The organism is Peterkaempfera bronchialis, from assembly GCF_003258605.2.
Taxonomy (GTDB): Bacteria; Actinomycetota; Actinomycetes; order Streptomycetales; family Streptomycetaceae; genus Peterkaempfera; species Peterkaempfera bronchialis.
The window spans coordinates 3,714,534-3,733,070 of record NZ_CP031264.1; the positions used below are offsets into that span (position 1 = coordinate 3,714,534).

Here is an 18,537-nt window from a genome sequence, read left to right on the forward strand (position 1 = left end):
GGTGGTCTCCAGGTCTGGACGGGCTTTGAGGGAGCACCATGAGAGCATGATGTGTGAAGTGTGTCAACCAGCTCGTTTGGGTGACTTGACTACACGGTATTCTTCCGCTTCGATACGAATCGAGTAGAGGGAGTTAACGATGACGAGTGGTGCGATGGTTACGGCCGCGGAGATCGCGCGTATCGCCGGTGTCGGGCCCGCTGCTGTCAGCAACTGGCGCAGACGGCACCCCGACTTTCCCGGCCCCGTAGCGGGGACGGCCGTAAGCCCACAGTTCTCACTCGACGAGGTCGTGGCCTGGCTCCGGGAACATGGACGTGCCGTGACGGTCTCGCCCCTCGGCGAGCTGTGGCGGCGGATGAATGCGATGCGCGACCCCGCGCGTCCCGCCGCGGTGCTGGCGTCCACTGGGGCCGTGATCGCGGGCGAGTGGCAGCCCGGCCGAGGCGACGACGGAACCGACCTGCCTCAGGAGTTCGTCGACCAGGTGGGGCGGCTCAGCGCCGACCTCGGCGCGTCGGAAGTGTTCGAAGCGTTGCTGGACCGGTGGACCCAGGCCCACGCACGGCAGGTGGAGGTCACGTCGGCACCCATTGCGGCTCTGATGGCCGAGGTGGTGGCGGCCGGCAACGGTGCGACCCCGAGGACGGTCCTCGATCCCGCGTGCGGGACGGGCGGACTGCTCAGCGCGATGGCCGATGGCGGAGCCGAGTTCCTGTACGGTCAGGACCTTGACCCCGACCTCGCCGAGGTGGCCCGGCTTCGGCTCCGACTCAGGTCCGATGCGGAGTCCGTGCTCGCGGCGGGCGACTCGCTACTCGACGACGCCTTCTCCGGACACCGCGTCCAGGCCGTCGTCTGCAATCCGCCCTTCGGCCAGCGCTCCTGGGGGCGGAACGAGCTGGGCTACGACTCGCGCTGGAGCTACGGCCTTCCTCCGAACGCGGAACCGGAGCTGGCGTGGCTCCAGCACGCGCTGGCCCATCTCGACAGCGACGGGTACGTCGCTATGCTGATGCCTGCGGCAGCTGCCGTGCGGCCGTCCGGGCGACGTATCCGGGCCGAACTCGTGCGTCGCGGAGCGCTGCGCGCGGTCGTCGCGCTGCCGTCTGGCGCCTCGTCCGTCCACGGGATGGGAACCCATCTCTGGCTCGCCGGGCCGCCGGATGACAACGGCTCGCCGCAGGTCCTCCTCATCGATGCCGAAAGCGTTCCCACCTCGGCAGTCGACGGAGCGGACGGGGCGGGCGAGTGGCCGCTGGTCCACCGCGTCGTGGTGTCCCAGTGGCGGGCGTTCCTCGACGGATCCGGGTCCGACAGCGAGGTCTGCCGGATACTGCCGGCGCACGACCTCCTCGACAACGAGGTCAACCTCACCCCGAGCCGGTACGTCCAGCGGGAGGTTGGCGACGCCGTCGACCTTCGGCGATTGGAGGAGGACCGCTCGCGTTTCGGGCAGGATCTGATGAAACTGTCGGCCGGTCCGCCGGTCGTGGCGGAAGCTGTTGCCGAGCCCCCTGCCCTGGCTTCGCTGGACGACCTCGTGCGCACGGGCGCGGTCCGGATGTGGCGCGGGACGTCCAGGCGCGATTCCGCGCGGGAGGGATTGACCGAGCACCCGGTCATCACCGTGCATCAGGGAGTTTCCCGTACGGCGCCGACGGGGCGGGTCCTTGCCCTGCCCGAGGAAGCGGTTGCCGAGGGCGATGTCCTGCTGTTCACCGGAGGAATTGAGGGAACCCGTCCGGCCGACCCGGCGGAGTACGGGGCTGTGCCGGGCCCCGGAGTCACGGTGCTCAGACCTGACCCGTCGGTGGTCGACAGCTGGTTCCTGGCGGGGACGCTCGCCCACGGTGCGAACAGGCGCTACGCGGGAAGCACGTCGAGTTCCGGCAGCCGCACGAGGATCGACAGCGCCCGCCTCTCCGTACCGGTCCAAGGCCTGGACGAACAACGGAGGATCGGGCGGGCCTTCCAACAGCTGGCCCGGTTCAACGAGTCCCTGGACCGGTTGGCCGGGGACGGGCGCGACATGGCGCAGCGACTGCAGGACGCCTTGGCCGACGGCTCCGTCGGGCCGGCGGAGCCGTCGCATAGGTGATCGCAGGCGCTGGGGCAAGGAGCCCCGGAGCGTCGACGTACGGCTCGGGAAGATCCCGGGAAATGGTGGAATCAGTGCTGAAATCCCGCAGAGGACTGGTGCTGGCCGGTCGCTACCGTCTGGATGAGTTCCTCAGCCCCGGGGGTATGGGCGAAATCTGGAAGGCGTACGACGAGAGGATGGAACGTGTCGTTGTCGTCAAATTCCCCCAGCTGCACTCCGTGCACCCGCGAGGTCAGAGGGAACTGGTCAAGCGGTTCGCACAGGAGGTGATCGCGACTGCCAGGGTCGAAGTGGCGGGGGCCCTGCAGATTTTCGACTACGGCGAGGAGGATGGTTACCCGTATCTGGTCATGGAATACATCCGAGGGTTGACCCTGAGGGATTTCATGGCGGAGCATGGCGCGTTGGAGCTGAGTGTGGTGGCCAGTGTGGCCGTGGGAATCTGTCACGTGCTGGCGGAGGCGCATGCGTTGGGGATCGTGCACCGGGACATCAAGCCTGAGAATGTCATGATCACGGAGCGGGAAGGCCTGATCAAGGTCCTGGACTTCGGTATCGCCCGATTCGCCGAGGAGACAGGCAGGACCAGACTCACGAAGACGGGGGACATGCCGGGTACCGTCGACTACATGGCCCCCGAGCAATTCGAGGGGCATGTTGCCACGGTGTCGTCAGACCTGTACTCGCTCGGCTGCGTCATCTACGAAATGGCGGCAGGGCGGCCGGTATTCAAGGGGGCCAGCGCCTTCGACTACCAGCGGTGGCACCTGTACGAGTCACCGATTCCGCTGGAACGGGTGAACCCCGACTTCCCGCGCCAATTCCTCGATCTGGCCGACTCGCTCCTGAGCAAGGACCCCGCCGACAGGCCCGGTACTGCGGACGAGGTCAATCGTTGTCTGCGTAGGTATCTGCCGAAGAGCGGGAGCCCCGCCCCCGAAGGCATGATCGAGCACGACCCGACCCTGCCGTACTCGAATCCGTGCGCCCCGATGAAACCGGTGTCCGATGCACGGAGGCGCGCCACCACCATGCCGACGACCCCGGTGTTCCGGCACCGTGATGAGGTCGAGGCCCTGCGCCGGCAGGCCGGGGAAGTGATGCTCAGTGACCCGGCCCGAGCGGCGAAACTGATCAAGGACCGGCTGCCCGCCGCGATGAGGCACTACGGGAGGATCGACAACCACGTGCTGGACCTGCGCTTCCAGCTGGCCGAAGCCCTGGAAACCGGGGGACACCGCAGCGAGGCCTTCCACACCTACAAGGAGGCGCATCACGACACTGATGGGGTGCCGGCGCTGGAGAGGTACGTCAAGGAGGCCTCGGAGGGAATGCGGCGATGCGAATGAGGCGAGCGGCGAAGGCGTTGCCCTCATACACTTCCTAGTCGATCGTGTCGGTGGGATCCTGCTCCGCCTCGCGCAGCAGCTCCAACTCCTTGTGGCGATCCGACCAGCGGGCGACGCTCCGGTCGATGTGATCGAGGTCCTCGCGCAGGGCGGCAACCGCAGCAGGGTCCCAGCCCTCTTCTTCGACCTGGCTCCTGCCGCCGACCTGCTGCGGTACGGCCGCCATGACCTTCACGTTCCTCTGCAGGGAGTCCACGGAATTCCTCACCGACGCCCAGCGGACGGCGGCGGCCGGGTAGCCCACCGCAGCCTCTGCGAGGGGTTCACCGGTGTAGGCGTGACGTACCAGGCTGTCGGTCAGTTCCCGGTGGCTGCCGGTGGCTGTGACGACTCGGTGGCCCGACTCCCCGACCTCGTACAGCTTGTCGCCCCGCCGTCCGGCGCGAACGACCTCGTAGGCCTGGAGGATGCCCCGGCGACAGGAGAGCATCGCCCGGAGCACCGTGGCAGGGGACCGGTCGTCCTCGTCCCCGGATCCGCCGAAGATCTCCCGCTGCAAGGCCATCGGCTCCGCCACCGCCATGTAGTAGACCGCCTTCACCGCGAGTTCGGTCTGGGCGACGCTCAGCCGGCCGTCATTGCCGTGACCGAGGCCGGCCTCCTCGAGCGCCTGGTCGCGCAACTGCTCGAGGGCCCGACCTCCCCCCTCATCGGATTCGATCAGGGGGCCGGCGGGCAGGTCCTCGATCTCGGGCAACCGGTAGACGCGCTGCAAGGCCGCCCGACGGGACCGGATGAAGCCGAGGTCGCCCTCCTTCCCGGCGCGCAACGGTCGGAGGATCAGTTCGACGGCGATGTCGACGCGTTCCTCGCGCTTGGGCCTCAGCTTCGCGGTCAGCGACCTGATGCCTTCGTTCACCCGCCGGCTGGTTCCGACACCGCCGCCCAACAGGGACTTGACGATGCTCGCGGCCCTGACGTCGGAATGGCGGCTGAGCCCTTTGGCGAGCACCTCCTCGGCCGTGACCGTCGCGGCGAACCAATGCTTCTCCGCGTCCGTGATGTGGGCTGGGCCGGTACGTGCCGGTTCGACGAGGCTATCCAGGACGGCGTCCGCCTTCGCTTCGTTCTCCACCGCGGGCCCGTAGGGCCTCGGTGGGCGGATGTGCGTCAGCCCGATGAAGTTGCGAACCGCGGTGTGGAAGCGCTGATTCGTCTGCGAGTGCGGATCGAAGCCCACGACGACTCGTGCCGGGACGGTGAGGGCACGCAACTTCTGGCGCTCATCCTCGCGAAGGCCGTCCCAGCCCTGCTTCTGCGCGTGCCGGATCCATCGGTTGATCTCCTTCCGGTACTTCCGGTCGTCGCGCCCCCATTCGTAGGCCACCCTGCAGGGTGAGTAGTCGAGGAGCGAGTGGACCGCACTCACACGGCTCGAACCGTCCGCGGCCACCAGCAGGGAGGCGCGGGGATGTCCATTGGCATGCACGACGGTGAGCGCGACCACCGTCAGCGGCTGCAGCACACCCTCCGCGGCGATGTCGTACGCGAGTGGGTTCTCCCGAAGCAGGCGATCCTTCGTGTCCTCAAGGCGCTGTGCCAACAGATCGGGCGTCGGGATGCAGAGTTCGAGTTCGGCGTCACGGCCGATCAAGGACCCCGGTTCGGGAGTGGTCGCCACTGTGCTGCCGGAACCGCCGAGCGGGTACTGGCGACGCCCATATTCCCGCGGGTTGGCGGGATGGGGGATCACCGAGGCGGACCAGAGCCGGGTCTCGACGATGGACAGGGTTCCGCCCTGCACTCTCAGTTCCGTTGCCTCGGTCAGCTTGCGCCGCATGTCGTCCGGGCGTACGGCGGATCGTGCCAGTGTCCAGGCCGCAGCGTCGGAGAGCCCTCGCGTCGACAAAGCGGTCGCCAGGTTGTCCACCGCTGTCGGTCGCGGCAGTTTGTAGGCCAGTGGCCGCCATCCTGACAGGGTCTCGTCTTCTCCGCCGATGGGTTCATCGTTCATGGATTGCTTCCTTGATGCGATCCACGAGAAGCAGTGCCTGCCGTGCGCGTCGCCGGTTCTCGCGGCTCTCCGGATTGTCGGACGGCTTGAGCGACAGCCGTGTGGCGTGTTCGCTGAGTGCGGCGCGCACCTGGTACCAGCCCTCGAGGGACAGAGGCACTACGTAGAGCCTCTCGCCGTTCACATTGATGACGTCACAGTGCTCTTCACGCTCCGCGATGCCTGTCCAGTGCGCGGCCAGGCGGCCGAGCGTGATCCCGTCGTCCCGGCCGTCATGCGCGGCCTGTTCAGCCGGTGGTCGGCAGTCCCACACAGCCTGCTGCAGAACAGCGGCCACCAGATTCACCTGGGACTGGTCGAGGGGAATGGGATGGTCGATCGTCTCGGTTAAGAGAGCGCTCCAGAAGTCGACCGATGAGTCCATCGGCGTGCGGCATCCGACTGCCCGGTCGTGATCGGACCGGGCAGAGCGAGAGCGCGGACATGCCGACCGCCGACCTCCACCCGTGTCGATCGCCGTACAGAAAAGCACGGGACCTCTGATGCCGTCCGGGCCCTGCATCATCCGGCCCGAGGGGGAGACTGAGGATCGTCCCTTTCCCGAGGGAGCACGGCGAGGCGACCGGGCTTCCGGCCTGTACCCGTGGCCGAGGAACGCGATTGCCATGATGAGAGGCGTCGAACCAGTCGCTCGCAACCGAGGGTAGTCAATACATCGCTCTTTGTGCAAAGCGGCGCTTTGGTCTCTTGGGGGAGCTGGAGCCGTTCACCGGAGACGGCTCGGCCCCGCCTGAATCCTTGATCGGGCTGTTCCGCAGTCCGTCATTCACCACCACCGCCTTGATGGCTGTGATCGGTTTGAGGGCGGCCGTCTGTGGTCCGCGCCGCTGCTTCCCCATGCTTCGGCAGGTTCGGACGGTAGCCGGACCCCAGAAGCGCTCAGGGTGTTGGCAGGGCGGCAACGGCAACCAAAACTGCAACCTGGGACGACGTTGGCCCGGACCGCTCAGCGGTCCGGGGCCTTCATCTGCCCAGGTGGGCGGGTGCGGACGATACGTGATTCGAACTCGTAAGGGGTTGCCCCCAACACGCTTTCCAACTGCTCGTCTGGGGGCTCAGGATGGCCGCCGACGTCCTGACCTGCAGCGGATATGTTCGACCGCCGCCGCCCGGACCGGCTGAACGGGGGTGAATGCAACCCCGACTGCAACCCTCGGGCCATCCCCACGGTCGCCCGCCTGTCGCCCTGCCTGGTGCTTGGAGCGTGTTCGCATAGAGGAGGGCCACTGACGTGTTCTCAGCAAATGATCTCCGCCAGCCGCATCGGCGACATCGCCCGCGCCGCCCTCGTCCTCGGGCGGAATCTGAAGTGATCTTCACTGAGAAACGTCACTCGCCGCAGGGCGGCCTGCCGTACTCTGCGGTAGCGGACGCCGACGACGTCATGCCGTTGCACGCCCTCGCGGGGAGGAGATCGCATGCAGGACTTTTCTGACTCGATGGAGGCCGCCGGGCCGGAGGGGAACGGCCGGAGCGATACCGTCGACTCAGCCGCTGCGGACTGTCCGTCACCTCATTCGGGTAGCAACTCGGCGGCGGCATCGACGGTCCTGGTGGAGGTGCGGCCTGGGGTTGCCGTCGCCTTCGGGGAGGTCCCTGCGGAGCTCATCGCGGAGCTCAAGCTCGATCCGGTCGACTTGGGGCTCGTGTCGGTTGACGACCGCGTGCGGATCTCGGCGGCCCTCGCCTCGATCGGCAACACGGCGACCGTGGGCGGCAACTTCGCAAACGCATTCGCCAGTGTGGAGGGGGTATACAGAGTCGGTGACGCGACGCGGGCGTTTCTGAGCGCCGGCGGAACGCTCGCCGTCAAGGACGGCGCGAATCTCGGAGCGGTGTTTGCCAACGGCCGGATAGTTCATCAGGCCCGCTGGATTCCTGTGACTGCGGTGAGCGCGGCGGGGGTCGCGGCCGCGATCGGGCCGGCACTGGCCATGGTCGCGCTTCAGATGATGCTGAGCCAGGTCGCAGGCCTCGTCAGAACCAACATCGCGCTGACGAGCGAGGTCCTCACGACCATGCGCCACGGGCAGTGGGCCGAGCTGACCGCACTCGTCGACACCGTCGATCGCGCAGTCGGCCGCGCGCGAGAGCTCGGATCGGTCACGACGACCGAGTGGGAGAAAGTCGCGGCTAAAGAGGACACCTTGCGTAAGCAGCGCGAGACGTACCGGCTGAACGTCGGTGAACACGTCCGCCAACTCGGCTGGCTCGACACACACGGCCGACGCCAGTATCTCGACACGAACGCCAAGGCAATCATCTTCGACGCCCATGCCCTCCTGTCTTCGCTCAAGGCATGGACCGGATACCAGACGCTCCACGCTGCGCGTGCGAGGGCCGCTGGACGCGAAGAAGCCGACGAGGCACGGCTCGTCGAGATCATCGAGCGCGAGACCGGCGAGGAGCTCAGCTCCGCCCTGGCCGAGACAACGAGCCTCGTCGACTCGCTGGCGCGGGAGCTGCGAATCATCGCCGAGCTCCCTGGACGCGTGCCGCTGATCGGGAAGCGGAAGGACGCGAAGAAGGCCCGCCTCACCAGTGCCCAACTCCTGGAGGCAATCCAGCCTCTTGCCGACGCTCTCCATCCACCAGTCCCGCCGCTCGAAGCTCCCGACGTTGTCTGCGCGCCCAAGTCACTGGATCTCGAGCGGTACCTTCGCATCCTGCGATGGTTCCTCAAGGACGGTGAGACCCTCCGCGTTCTCGGCCTCGATGCCCCTGCCCGGATCGGTGCGATCCTCGATGGAGCAAAGGAGAAGGTGGCGCCGGCGGTGGACAAGGGGGCGGCGAGGAATCTGGTCGCCGTCACGGATCGCCGCATCATCACGGCCAGGACGAACGCATTCCTCGGGCAGGGCGAGATCGGTCAGGAGATCCCGATCGACCGGGTGCGATATGTCCGGGCACCGGCCGCACGGGACGGAAGCGGGCGCTCGGTGATCGACCTCATCACGTCCGAGGACAACATCCGGTGGCACTTCGACTCCGACACCGACAACACTCATGTGGCCGCGCTCGCCGCCGTGCTGGCCGAGTCGATGAACATCCCGGACGACGAACAGGCTCAGCTCCGACGGCCGCGCCACGCCTCGCCGGAGGCGGGCACGAAGGGGGAGAGCGCCGGTATGAGGTCTGTGGAACCGTCTGGATCCGAGGCCCCCACCGGCGATGCCGTGTAAGTAGTTGTTAGCGAACCAGAGCATGTTGGCCTCGACTGCGGCCCAGCCTTCGCGGCCGGTGTCGGGGTCGTGGAGGAGCCCGACGTCGACCGCAACCGCGCGGGGCAGATCCTCGCCCGTGGCGGCCGACAGCCGTTAAGTGAATGCGCGGACCTCGCGCTCGTGGCCGTCGCGGTGAAACGGTGCGGTGTCGAATCGGCCGGGGACGGCGTAGGGGACTGCTGAACCTGGCCGAACAGGGGTGGATGAGACCAAAACTGAGACCAGGCAGGGCTCGGCGGCACCAACTACGCCGCCTCGCACTACAAGGACGCCGACGGCAAGGAGTTCGTCCTGGTCGGGGCGGCCAAGGGGGGTGGCTCAGAAGAGGCTCCCGCTTGATGGTCCCGGAGTCTCGTCCGACCCCACCCCCCTTCCCAGCTCTCGGCGCCCGGTCGGCCTCAGCGTCCGCTCGCCGGCGACTGAGGGAGGTTCATTCGGAGACTGGGGTCTCGGGCTTCATCTCGTATGAGTTCTGGAGGGCCTGGGGTCGGGTCCCAAGACCCTCCGTGACCTTTCGCTCCCACGGAACCTTCTGGAGGTGCTTGGTCTCCTCGATCATCGATTTGGGCTCCAGGTTGCGGTAGCTGTCGACCTCGCCGGCGGCAACCGCGGTCATCGTCGCGTATACCGGCTCAGGGTCGAACTGCGCTCGGGGGAACGCGAGTTTCGCGTAATCGAAGAGCCGCTCGGACGGGTCGTCCTCCCAACTCTCCCAGGTCTGGAACATTCGGTCATTGAAGCCGGTCAGGAACGGCCCAGGGTTGATGGTTGCAACCTCGATGCCGAATTCCTGCAGTTCATACGCCATGGTCTCGGCAATGGCTTCAACGGCGTGCTTGGAGGCGGAATAGATGCCGGTGAATGGGTTGACGTTCAGGCCTTCTCGAGAAGAGACCCAGACGATTCTTCCGGCACCCCGCTTGACCATCTGCTTCGCGATCCCCTGGGTGAGAAGAAGCGGTCCGACGACGTTGACCTCGAACTCGTGGCGGATGTTGAAGGCGGGGATGTCGACAGTGGAGCCGCCCTCGCCCACGCCTGCGTTGTTCACCAAGATCTCGACGTTCCACGCCAGCGCCTTCCGCCGATCGCCGTCATCGGTGACATCGAGTTTCTCGACCTGCAGGCTCACTCCTCGTTCGGCCGCCTGACGCTTGAGCGTCTGGACCTGCCCGTAGATCTCCACCGCTGCGATAACGTCAAAGCCCTTCTCCGCCAGTCGCATGGCGACTTCGTGCCCGAACCCGGAACCTGCGCCGGTGATGAGTACCTTCCTCAGTTCCGCCCTGCTGGCCATGGTGATGAGATTCCCTTCGGGCTGAGCGAAAGTTGATGGCGGAACCAGCCGACGCGACGTTGAGCTGCATGGCCGCCCGCTCGAGACAAGATGAGCACCACCCTCCAGCGAGGCCATGGGCGAACGCCCGCCGCGTTGCAGTGATCGCTGCATCGGTGTTAGCGGCCGAGCCGACTGCGATAGTCAATTTGGTTATTTCGCCGGTGGGCGGATCCATTGTCGGGCGGGTTTTACTATCCTCGGCGTGGCGCCACGCGCCACCGATCCACAATTAGCCCGGATGGACGGCGCCGACGCATTGCCGCAGCGCCTCCGCAACGGGACCGCGCGGCACCGGCACCCTCGACCGCCGCATCGGCGAACTCTCCGAACTCGACCGCCACCAGGTCCCCGACCACGCACGCCGCCTCATCGAAGGCTGCAAGCTCCCGACCCGCCGTACCCGGAGCGCCGCCTATGGGCCTCGCAGCCATCGGCTTGCCTCCATCAGGATCGATGGCGCTCGCCGTATCCCTGCCGGAGCGGTACGGGACTTCGTCCAGAGCCAGCCGGCGGAGGCTGCCTCATGACCAGCGTCGTGGTCGTGGTGACGGTGGGCTGCATTGGCGAAGAACAAGCTCACGGAGGTCTTTTACACAGTCGCCGACGCCGTGAACGACTGGCTCACATACGGCCTGGCTGGCCGCCTCCACGGCCACAAGTACGCCATCGATGCAGCCGTGGCAGGGATGGCACTCCGACAACAACGGCCGGTGATCATGCTGACCTCGGACATCGACGAATGGCCAGGCTCTGCGGTGATCGCGTGCGGCCCGTGGGCGTGCAGCCAGACGACCACGAAGCCGGAGAACGACGACGTGAAGCGTCCGGGCCATGTCGACGTCCAGGCTCCCCCATCGCACGGTCGAGGCGAGCAACCGGGCGTAGGCACGGATGATCAGGTCGCGGAAGTCGCGCCAGCCGAAGCCCTTTGCTTCGCCCTCGCGCCCGCGATACCGCCAGATCGCGTAGCCGTGGCGGAAGCAGCCGCGGCCTTGACCGTCCTCGGTGCCGGCGCCTGCATCGCCAGCATCGAGCCGTGGGCGAGATCAAGGAGGCTCGCGATCCGGCGGTCGCGCGATTCTGCCGACCACGCGAGCAGCAGGTCGGTCGGGGGCAGGCCGGTGACCGGGACCCCTACGACGGCAGAGCCGAGGCGGTCAGTGACGCTGTGACCTACAACGACTACGAGTCTTCCGAGTGCGACGCGATCGATGAGCTCGTCCAGGCTGGTCACGGGGCATTCGGGCACGTAGGCGGGGTCGCTGCGCAGGCGGGCGAGGGAGATGTCGGGCCGCTCGGCGAGGGGATGGTTCGCGGGTAGGAGGGCCACCGGATACTCCTGGGCGACGTCGCTGCTCTCGAGGTCGCGGAGGTCCTCGGTCGCACAGAGCAGGGCGACGTCGGCTTGCCCGGCTCGTACGGCTGTGGCCTGATCACGCGTGAAGATCAGCTGCATCGTGTCGTGGCCGTGGTGTGTCTCGTAACGGCGGTGGAGGTCACGCAGCAGCCCCGAGCCCATGCCCGGGGCGACGGCGATGCGCAAGGCGCCGTTTGCGGCATGGATCGCTCGCTGGGCAGCGCGGTCGATTGCCTGCAATGCCTTGCGGGCGTCGGTCAGGAAGACCTTGCCCGCAGGCGTGAGGCCGACGCGTCGGCTGGTCCGCTCGAACAGGGCGACACCGAGGCGTCGCTCCAACTGTGCGATGGCGCGGGACAGCGGTGGGGGTGCGATGCCCAGTCGTTCGGCGGCGCGGCTGAAATGCAGCTCCTCGGCGACCGCGATGAAGTATTCGAGCTGTCGAACCTCGAGACGATCCATACCTTCAGGGTAATGATCTGTGTGGAAGTCGGCATCGCTCCCTCCGCTTGCTGGGCGGCACGCTGGACTCGTTCTCAGACCGGCAAGAAGTCAGAGGAGAGAAAGATGGACGACGAGCGCGCGGTGGCCCAGGTGCTGGCCCGGTACGTGCGAGCGGCCGACCATCGCGACGGCGCGGCGATGTCCGCGCTGTTCGTGGAGGACGCTGTTGTCGAGATCTACTACAGCAACGGCGGTACCCGGGAGAAGCTCGCCGAGATCACCGGAGCGGAGGCCATCGGCAACGCCGTCGCCGGGATGATGGTGCCGCACCCGCCGCGCGGGTGGAGTCACCACACGACCCAGGACCACCTCGTCGAGGTCGACGGTGACGAGGCGGCACTCGACGCCCAGTTCGTTGTCTTCAGCATCCAGGGCGACGAGCGTCCGGCCGACGGCTGGCCCGCGGGGGCGTTCGGCGCGCAGGGCACGATCACCCCGATCGAGTCGGGCTACTACCAGCCCCGACTGCGTCGGGTTGACGGCGCCTGGCGCATCGTCCACCACACGATCCTCCTGGACCAGCCCATGGCCTTCCCGGGGGCGTGAGATACCGGTGGCGACAACCGAGCTGCGGCTCTTCGCGTCAACACTCTTTACCTCGCTCAGCGGTCCGCCGCGAGACGCTGTGAGGCATCGGGCCAGGGCGTGGGCTCCTGCGCGTCCTCGGCCAACGTGATCTCCTCCTCCCACCAGCCGGCCCCTTCCAGCCATTTGGTCAGCCACGCTGCCAGGGACGGCGAGTCGAGAAACCATGCTTCGGCCCAGTCGTCAGGGCCCGCGTTCGGCTCGAAGAGCAGAACGGGCGCTGCGGGATCCAAGCAGTCCACGGCGGCATACATGCCGCAGCCCCAGTCCAGGATGGGCAGCACTCCCCGAGGCCAGTAGCCGGAGGCAGCCCTGCGGAGGGGGCCGTACTCCGACACAGCCGTCCGTCCCTGTCCGATCAGGGGCAGCAGGGTGTACTCCGGGCCGAAGCCCCCGTTGGCCACCTGCCGGTACAGCAGACCGAGAAGCGTCGGCAGGGCGAAGCCGAGCTCACCCTCGGCAGCCGCGACGTCCTGGTCCGTGACGCAGGCAGGCAGAGACTCTGCCTGCTGGACGGCGCGTTCACGGACTCGCCGCACCAGGTCGGAAAGGTCGCTCATGCTTCTGCCGCCTGATCGGTGAGGTTTCGAGTGACGATGTGCGCCGAGTCCGGAGCAAGCCGGTAGATGCCCTGCAGGCTCAGGGCGCGCAAGAGCCGTCCGTCCTCGACGTACTTGAGCTTTCGCTCACCGCGCCGCCAAGTGGAGGTGAGTTGTTCCAGGCAGTCACCCGGCAGGGGCGCGTCGAACCGGATCGGGGTCCCCGGCGCACCGAGCACGACTTCCGAGATGCACCCGCTCTTCGACGGGTGCCAATGGATCAGCTTGGGATAGTCCTCGTCGGCCAACTCCGCGCCGGCTCGGTCGTAGTCGACGATCTGCCGAACCTCCATCGCGCAGACCGTGTAGAGCGCGGCCTGCCAGGCACGGATGGCGAACACCCGGCCACCAGGCACCACCCCGCGGCACAGGTCATTGGTCCACAACACGGTGTAGGAGTTCGCCACGGAACGAAACGTAGCGGTAGGCACCGACACGGCCACAGACTGGAGCAGCGGTGGGGCACCACAACCGTGCGGAACGCGCGACACCAGGGTGCAGAGATACCCTCGCTGATCCCAGGAACGGATCTGCGCTCCGGTTTCGCCCGGGCGCTCAGCTCCCGGCCCCGCCCGGACGTGATCGTCGTGCTGACGGACGGTCAAACCCCTTGGCCCTCAGCCCAGCCGCCCTGCCGCACCGTCGTTGGTCTCTTCCCCCGTCCAGCGAGGGCAGTGGACGAGGAAAACCCCGACTACACCCCGGACAGCCCACCACCCTGGGCCCGCGTTGTCACCATCAGCTGAGAAGGCGCGGTCGCCCGCATTGGGAGCCGACGCAGCGCCGGCCATCGGATTTCGGCGCGGGTCACTCACAGCCTCGGAACGGACGAGCGTCGGGCCATCAACGCCTGATCCGCCACTGCGACCACAGCATGACGAAGGCCCCGACCGGAAACCGGTCGGGGCCCTCATCTGCCCAGGTGGGCGGGTGCGGAGGATACGAGATTCGAACTCGTGAGGGGTTGCCCCCAACACGCTTTCCAAGCGTGCGCCCTAGGCCTCTAGGCGAATCCTCCGTGGGAGAGCTTACTAGATGCCGGAGGGTGCTCGCGAACCACTACCCGTGACCGGTGGGGGGTCCGAGCCGCGGTTCGGAGTGGGCGTGGGATCCGCTACTCTGGTGCCAGCCCCTCGTGCGGCGTCATCTCGCTGAACCCCCCCAGGGCCGGAAGGCAGCAAGGGTAGGTGAGCTCTGGCGGGTGCACGGGGGGTCCTGTCGTCTGGGGGGCGGTGGACGGGGGCGCCGGTTGTCGGTCCGTCCCTATATCGTCGGTGGCGTGTCTCTAGCCCTGTACCGCCGCTACCGCCCCGAGACCTTCGCGGAGGTCATCGGTCAGGAGCATGTGACCGGTCCGCTCCAGCAGGCTCTCCGCAACAACCGGGTCAACCACGCCTATCTCTTCAGCGGCCCGCGCGGCTGCGGGAAGACGACCAGCGCACGCATCCTGGCCCGCTGCCTCAACTGCGAGCAGGGGCCGACTCCCACCCCGTGCGGGGTGTGCCAGTCCTGTACGGACCTGGCGCGGGGCGGTCCGGGCTCGATCGACGTCATCGAGATCGACGCGGCTTCGCACGGTGGTGTGGACGACGCGCGCGAGCTGCGTGAGCGGGCGTTCTTCGCGCCTGTGCACAGCCGGTACAAGATCTTCATCCTGGACGAGGCCCACATGGTCACCTCGGCGGGGTTCAACGCCCTGCTGAAGGTGGTCGAGGAGCCCCCGGAGCATCTGAAGTTCATCTTCGCGACCACGGAGCCGGAGAAGGTGATCGGGACCATCCGGTCCCGCACCCACCACTACCCCTTCCGCCTGGTCCCGCCCGGCACCCTGCGGGACTATCTGGCCGAGGTCTGCGGCCGGGAGTCCATCCAGGTCGAGGAGAGCGTCTTTCCGCTGGTCGTGCGAGCCGGGGCCGGTTCGGTCCGGGACTCGATGTCGGTGATGGACCAGCTGCTGGCCGGGGCCGGCGAGCAGGGCGTGACGTACAGCATGGCCACCGCCCTGCTCGGCTACACCGACGCCACGCTGCTGGACGAGGTCGTGGACGCCTTTGCCGCGCATGACGGCGCCACCGTCTTCCGGGTGGTGGACCGGGTGGTGGAGGGCGGGCACGATCCGCGGCGGTTTGTCGCCGACCTGCTGGAGCGGCTGCGCGATCTGGTGATCCTGGCGGCCGTGCCGGACGCGGCGGAGAAGGGGCTGATCGACGCCCCGGCCGACCGGGTGGAGGTCATGGCGGGCCAGGCCCAGGCGTTCGGCCCGGCCGAGCTCAGCCGGGCCGCCGACATCGTCAACACCGGGCTCACCGAGATGCGTGGCAACGCCGCGCCGAGGCTCCAGCTGGAGCTGATCTGCGCCCGGGTGATGCTGCCCGGGGCGTACGACGACGAGCTGTCGTTGCAGGCCCGGCTGGACAAGCTGGAGCGGCGGGCGGCCCTGGGCGGGGTCGCGGCACCGGTGGCGGAGCCTGTGCATGTGCAGGTGCAGCAGGCGCCCTCTGCCCCGGCGGTCCAAGCCGCACCGCCGCAGGCTGCCCCCGCCGCCGCCCCCGAGCCGCCGAGGGCCCCTGCGGGTGCACCGGCGCCCGCCACCGCGCCCGGCGCCTGGCCGATCCCGCGCAGTTTCTCGCCCGGTGGGAGCGCCACCCCGCCGTCGGCACCCCCGGCCGCCCCGCCAACCGCACAGTCGACCGCAGCCGAGCCGCCGCAGCCCGCCCCGGCCCAGCCGGTGTCGCCGCCGCAGCCCGTGGCCGCCCAGCCGTCCGCCGCCCAGCCGTCCGCCGCCGCGCAGCAGGGAGCGGCGCAGATCCGGCAGCTGTGGCCGCAGATCCTGGAGGCGGTGAAGAACCGGCGCCGCTTCACCTGGATCCTGCTCAGCCAGAACGGCCAGGTGGCGGGCTTCGACGGCAGCGTGCTCCAGGTGTCCTTCATCAACCCGGGCGCCCGTGACAGCTTCGTCAACGGCAAGAGCGATGAGATCCTCCGCCAGGCGATCGCCGACACGCTGGGCGCCGACTGGCGTATCGAGGCCATCGTGGACCCGTCCGGCGGCTCCGCGCCGCCACCCTCCCCGGGCGGCGGTGGCAGCGGCGGCAATGGTGGCGGTGGCGGCTGGGGCGGCGGCGGTGGCTTCGACGCCCCACGGCCCGCCGCGCCCGCACCGGCCCCCGCGCAGAGCCCGGCGCCTGCACCGTCCCCGGCCCAGCAGACGGCTCAGCGCACCTCCGCGCCCACCACCCCGGCCCAGGCTCCGGCACCCGCCCAGGCCGCCCCCCGCCCCCTCCGCCGGTCGCCCCCGAGGACGACATCCCGGAGGAGGACGACCCGGACCTCAACGAGGAGGCGTTCTCCGGCCAGGACCTCATCGTCCGGGAGCTGGGTGCGACCGTGCTGGAGGAGATCCGACACGAGTAGGTCGACGGCCAGGGCGGCAGCGGCCGTCCCCGGAGGCCGTCCCCGGAGGCCGTCCCCGGTCGGCGGAGCCAGCACGTAGGCTCGACATGTCGTACGACGTCGTCATCCTCAGGTAGGAGTGAGCCGTGTTCCCCGGTGGTGGCCAGCCCAATATGCAGCAGCTGCTCAAGCAGGCGCAGAAGATGCAGGAGGAGCTCGCCCGGGCCCAGCAGGAGCTGGCCGAGGCGAAGGTGAACGGTACGGCGGGCGGTGGCCTGGTCGAGGCGACGGTGACCGGCGCGGGTGAGCTGGTGGCGCTGACCATCGCGCCCGCCGCTGTGGACCCCGAGGACACCGAGACCCTCGCCGACCTGGTGCTGGCGGCGGTACGCGACGCGACCGCCACCGCGCAGAAGATGCAGTCCGACCGGCTCGGCCCGCTCGCGCAGGGTCTCGGCGGTCCGGGCGGGGGCATCCCGGGCCTGCCGTTCTGACCATGCCGTTCTGACCATGCCGTTCCGAGCTGTGCCGTTGCCGGTTCCGCCGGATCGGACAAGAACGTCACAGGTTTTTCGGGCGTCGGACGGTGTGTCCGGCGCCCGGCTCGTTGGATGATGGCCACGGACGTCCGCCGTCGGCGGCGGCTCAGGGAAGGCATGACGTGTACGAAGGCGTAGTTCAGGACCTGATCGACGAACTGGGCAGGCTGCCCGGCGTCGGGCCCAAGAGCGCGCAGCGGATCGCCTTCCACATCCTGCAGGCGGACCCGGTGGATGTGCGGCGTCTGGCCCACGCCCTCCAGCAGGTCAAGGAGAAGGTGCGGTTCTGCGCCGTCTGCGGCAATGTGGCCGAGTCCGAGCTGTGCCGGGTCTGCCAGGACCCGCGCCGCGACCCGGCGCTGATCTGCGTGGTCGAGGAGCCCAAGGACGTGGTGGCGGTGGAGCGGACCCGCGAGTTCCGCGGCCGCTACCACGTGCTCGGCGGGGCGATCAGCCCCATCGAGGGGGTGGGCCCGGACGACCTGCGCATCCGTGAGCTGCTGGCGCGGCTCGCGGACGGCACCGTGACCGAGCTGATCCTGGCCACCGACCCCAACCTGGAGGGGGAGGCGACGGCCACCTATCTGGCCCGGCTGTGCAAGCCGATGGGTCTCAAGGTGACCCGTCTGGCCAGCGGCCTGCCGGTGGGGGGAGACCTGGAGTACGCCGACGAGGTCACCCTCGGACGGGCCTTCGAAGGGAGACGACTGCTCGATGTCTGACGCCGTACACGCCACCTCTGGCCATGCCCCGGGTGCGGAGCCGGACGAGTTCGCGGTGCAGATCGCGGACTCGGTCAACAGCTTTGTGCTGGCGCTGCACGAGATCGCCAAGGGCGACGAGCCCGGCAGCGCGGTCTCGCTGATGCTGCTGGAGGTCTCGCAGCTGCTGCTGGCCGGGGGCCGCCTGGGCGCGATCGAGGACGTCCTTCCGGACGACCGGTTCGAGCCGGACGCGGGCCCGGAGCCGGACGGCGACGACCTGCGGGAGAAGCTGGCCGAGCTGCTGGCACCGATCGACGTCTACCACGAGGTCTTCGACCCGTACGGACCGCCGGAGAAGCCCGCCACCTTCCGGATCTCCGACGACCTGGCCGGGGTGGTCACCGATCTGCGCCACGGCCTGACCCACTACCGCGAGGGCCGGATCAGCGAGGCCATGTGGTGGTGGCAGTTCTCCTACCTCTCTAACTGGGGCTCCACCTGCACCGGCGTGCTGCGCGCCCTGCAGTCGCTGGTGGCGCATGTCCGGCTGGACAGCCCGCTGGGCGACATCCCGGACGGTACCGACACCGACGACGACGGCCTCACCGACGAGCAGCTGGAGGCGCAGGCCGGGGCCCTGATGGCGGCCGAGCTGGGTCGGCACCGGCAGCCCCGCTAAGCGGGTGGACGGACCGTACCCTGGAACGGACGTCTCATCATGTGGAATATCGGCGGCCCCGGAGCCCTGCTCGTTAGACTGGGTCGA

The 18,537-nt window shown here is 68.4% G+C and carries 13 protein-coding genes, 1 tRNA gene, 1 other RNA gene and 3 pseudogenes; 11 read left to right on the forward strand and 7 right to left on the reverse strand.

The annotated features are described in order from the left end of the window. Nucleotides 1-322 precede the first annotated feature (322 nt). Nucleotides 323-2,101 (forward strand): HsdM family class I SAM-dependent methyltransferase, encoded by a 1,779-nt coding sequence (locus C7M71_RS16485; RefSeq protein WP_162824277.1) that lies wholly within the window; start codon nucleotides 323-325, stop codon nucleotides 2,099-2,101. Between the two features lie 62 nt (nucleotides 2,102-2,163). Further along, nucleotides 2,164-3,453 (forward strand): serine/threonine protein kinase, encoded by a 1,290-nt coding sequence (locus C7M71_RS16490; RefSeq protein WP_111489637.1) that lies wholly within the window; start codon nucleotides 2,164-2,166, stop codon nucleotides 3,451-3,453. Between the two features lie 34 nt (nucleotides 3,454-3,487). Here C7M71_RS16490 and C7M71_RS16495 read toward each other — a convergent pair whose 3' ends face one another. Further along, the gene (locus C7M71_RS16495) at nucleotides 3,488-5,467 is read right to left on the reverse strand and encodes a hypothetical protein (RefSeq protein WP_162824278.1); all 1,980 of its coding nucleotides are present in this window, start codon (nucleotides 5,465-5,467) and stop codon (nucleotides 3,488-3,490) included. Further along, entirely contained in the window at nucleotides 5,457-5,891 is a 435-nt protein-coding gene (locus C7M71_RS16500) for a hypothetical protein (RefSeq protein ID WP_111489639.1), read from the reverse strand. The genes C7M71_RS16495 and C7M71_RS16500 overlap by 11 nt, the downstream gene beginning before the upstream one ends. Nucleotides 5,892-6,945: 1,054 nt before the next feature. Here C7M71_RS16500 and C7M71_RS16505 point away from each other — a divergent pair. Continuing rightward, nucleotides 6,946-8,709 (forward strand): hypothetical protein, encoded by a 1,764-nt coding sequence (locus C7M71_RS16505; RefSeq protein ID WP_111489640.1) that lies wholly within the window; start codon nucleotides 6,946-6,948, stop codon nucleotides 8,707-8,709. A gap of 472 nt (nucleotides 8,710-9,181) precedes the next feature. On the opposite strand, the gene C7M71_RS16510 is transcribed toward C7M71_RS16505, so the two are convergent. Next, a complete protein-coding gene (locus C7M71_RS16510; protein ID WP_111489641.1) occupies nucleotides 9,182-10,048 on the reverse strand; it encodes an SDR family oxidoreductase in 867 nt (288 codons plus the stop codon). Nucleotides 10,049-10,734: 686 nt separating this feature from the next. Between C7M71_RS16510 and C7M71_RS31845 the strand changes: the two are divergent. After that, nucleotides 10,735-10,871, forward strand: a pseudogene (locus C7M71_RS31845) (DNA-binding protein); the annotation flags it as partial. A gap of 114 nt (nucleotides 10,872-10,985) precedes the next feature. Here C7M71_RS31845 and C7M71_RS16520 read toward each other — a convergent pair. Then, complete coding sequence (locus C7M71_RS16520; RefSeq protein ID WP_111489642.1) at nucleotides 10,986-11,909, reverse strand: LysR family transcriptional regulator; 924 nt, start codon at nucleotides 11,907-11,909, stop codon at nucleotides 10,986-10,988. A gap of 105 nt (nucleotides 11,910-12,014) precedes the next feature. On the opposite strand from C7M71_RS16520, the gene C7M71_RS16525 reads away from it, so the two are divergent. Then, the gene (locus C7M71_RS16525; RefSeq protein WP_111489643.1) at nucleotides 12,015-12,497 is read left to right on the forward strand and encodes a nuclear transport factor 2 family protein; all 483 of its coding nucleotides are present in this window, start codon (nucleotides 12,015-12,017) and stop codon (nucleotides 12,495-12,497) included. A gap of 56 nt (nucleotides 12,498-12,553) precedes the next feature. Here C7M71_RS16525 and C7M71_RS16530 read toward each other — a convergent pair whose 3' ends face one another. Both C7M71_RS16530 and C7M71_RS16535 read right to left on the reverse strand, forming a co-directional pair. Then, nucleotides 12,554-13,096 carry an SMI1/KNR4 family protein gene (locus tag C7M71_RS16530; protein ID WP_111489644.1) on the reverse strand — a complete coding sequence of 181 codons (543 nt, stop codon included), beginning with the start codon at nucleotides 13,094-13,096 and terminating at the stop codon, nucleotides 12,554-12,556. Further along, nucleotides 13,093-13,542 (reverse strand): hypothetical protein, encoded by a 450-nt coding sequence (locus C7M71_RS16535; RefSeq protein ID WP_111489645.1) that lies wholly within the window; start codon nucleotides 13,540-13,542, stop codon nucleotides 13,093-13,095. Before C7M71_RS16535 ends, C7M71_RS16530 begins: the two co-directional genes overlap by 4 nt. Before the next feature lie 114 nt (nucleotides 13,543-13,656). On the opposite strand from C7M71_RS16535, the pseudogene C7M71_RS31855 reads away from it, so the two are divergent. Next, nucleotides 13,657-13,881: pseudogene (locus tag C7M71_RS31855) on the forward strand (DUF2201 family putative metallopeptidase); the annotation flags it as partial. 187 nt (nucleotides 13,882-14,068) lie between these two features. Here the strand turns inward: C7M71_RS31855 and C7M71_RS16545 are convergent. Next, nucleotides 14,069-14,153, reverse strand: a tRNA-Ser gene (locus tag C7M71_RS16545). A gap of 106 nt (nucleotides 14,154-14,259) precedes the next feature. Here C7M71_RS16545 and ffs point away from each other — a divergent pair. From ffs to C7M71_RS16570, 5 genes and pseudogenes are all read left to right on the forward strand, one after another. Next, nucleotides 14,260-14,356, forward strand: an RNA gene (gene ffs / locus C7M71_RS16550) — signal recognition particle sRNA small type. A 58-nt stretch (nucleotides 14,357-14,414) separates the two neighbouring features. Beyond that, nucleotides 14,415-16,549: pseudogene (locus C7M71_RS32640) on the forward strand (DNA polymerase III subunit gamma and tau). A gap of 125 nt (nucleotides 16,550-16,674) precedes the next feature. Beyond that, the gene (locus C7M71_RS16560; RefSeq protein ID WP_111489878.1) at nucleotides 16,675-17,022 is read left to right on the forward strand and encodes a YbaB/EbfC family nucleoid-associated protein; all 348 of its coding nucleotides are present in this window, start codon (nucleotides 16,675-16,677) and stop codon (nucleotides 17,020-17,022) included. A 167-nt stretch (nucleotides 17,023-17,189) separates the two neighbouring features. Next, nucleotides 17,190-17,789, forward strand: a complete 600-nt coding sequence (recR, locus tag C7M71_RS16565; protein ID WP_111489879.1) for a recombination mediator RecR — start codon at nucleotides 17,190-17,192, stop codon at nucleotides 17,787-17,789. Beyond that, nucleotides 17,782-18,450, forward strand: coding sequence for a DUF5063 domain-containing protein (locus C7M71_RS16570; RefSeq protein ID WP_111489880.1), 669 nt, complete (start codon nucleotides 17,782-17,784; stop codon nucleotides 18,448-18,450). The genes recR and C7M71_RS16570 overlap by 8 nt, the downstream gene beginning before the upstream one ends. Nucleotides 18,451-18,537 lie beyond the last annotated feature (87 nt).

Bases quoted from the DNA above. Each gene is read 5' to 3' on its own strand.
- C7M71_RS16500 (WP_111489639.1), bottom strand. From the start codon at position 5,891: ATGGACTCATCGGTCGACTTCTGGAGCGCTCTCTTAACCGAGACGATC.
- C7M71_RS16490 (WP_111489637.1), top strand. From the start codon at position 2,164: ATGGTGGAATCAGTGCTGAAATCCCGCAGAGGACTGGTGCTGGCCGGT.
- C7M71_RS16530 (WP_111489644.1), bottom strand. From the start codon at position 13,096: ATGAGCGACCTTTCCGACCTGGTGCGGCGAGTCCGTGAACGCGCCGTC.
- C7M71_RS16570 (WP_111489880.1), top strand. From the start codon at position 17,782: ATGTCTGACGCCGTACACGCCACCTCTGGCCATGCCCCGGGTGCGGAG.
- C7M71_RS16525 (WP_111489643.1), top strand. From the start codon at position 12,015: ATGGACGACGAGCGCGCGGTGGCCCAGGTGCTGGCCCGGTACGTGCGA.
- C7M71_RS16495 (WP_162824278.1), bottom strand. From the start codon at position 5,467: ATGAACGATGAACCCATCGGCGGAGAAGACGAGACCCTGTCAGGATGG.
- C7M71_RS16510 (WP_111489641.1), bottom strand. From the start codon at position 10,048: ATGGCCAGCAGGGCGGAACTGAGGAAGGTACTCATCACCGGCGCAGGT.
- C7M71_RS16505 (WP_111489640.1), top strand. From the start codon at position 6,946: ATGCAGGACTTTTCTGACTCGATGGAGGCCGCCGGGCCGGAGGGGAAC.
- C7M71_RS16520 (WP_111489642.1), bottom strand. From the start codon at position 11,909: ATGGATCGTCTCGAGGTTCGACAGCTCGAATACTTCATCGCGGTCGCC.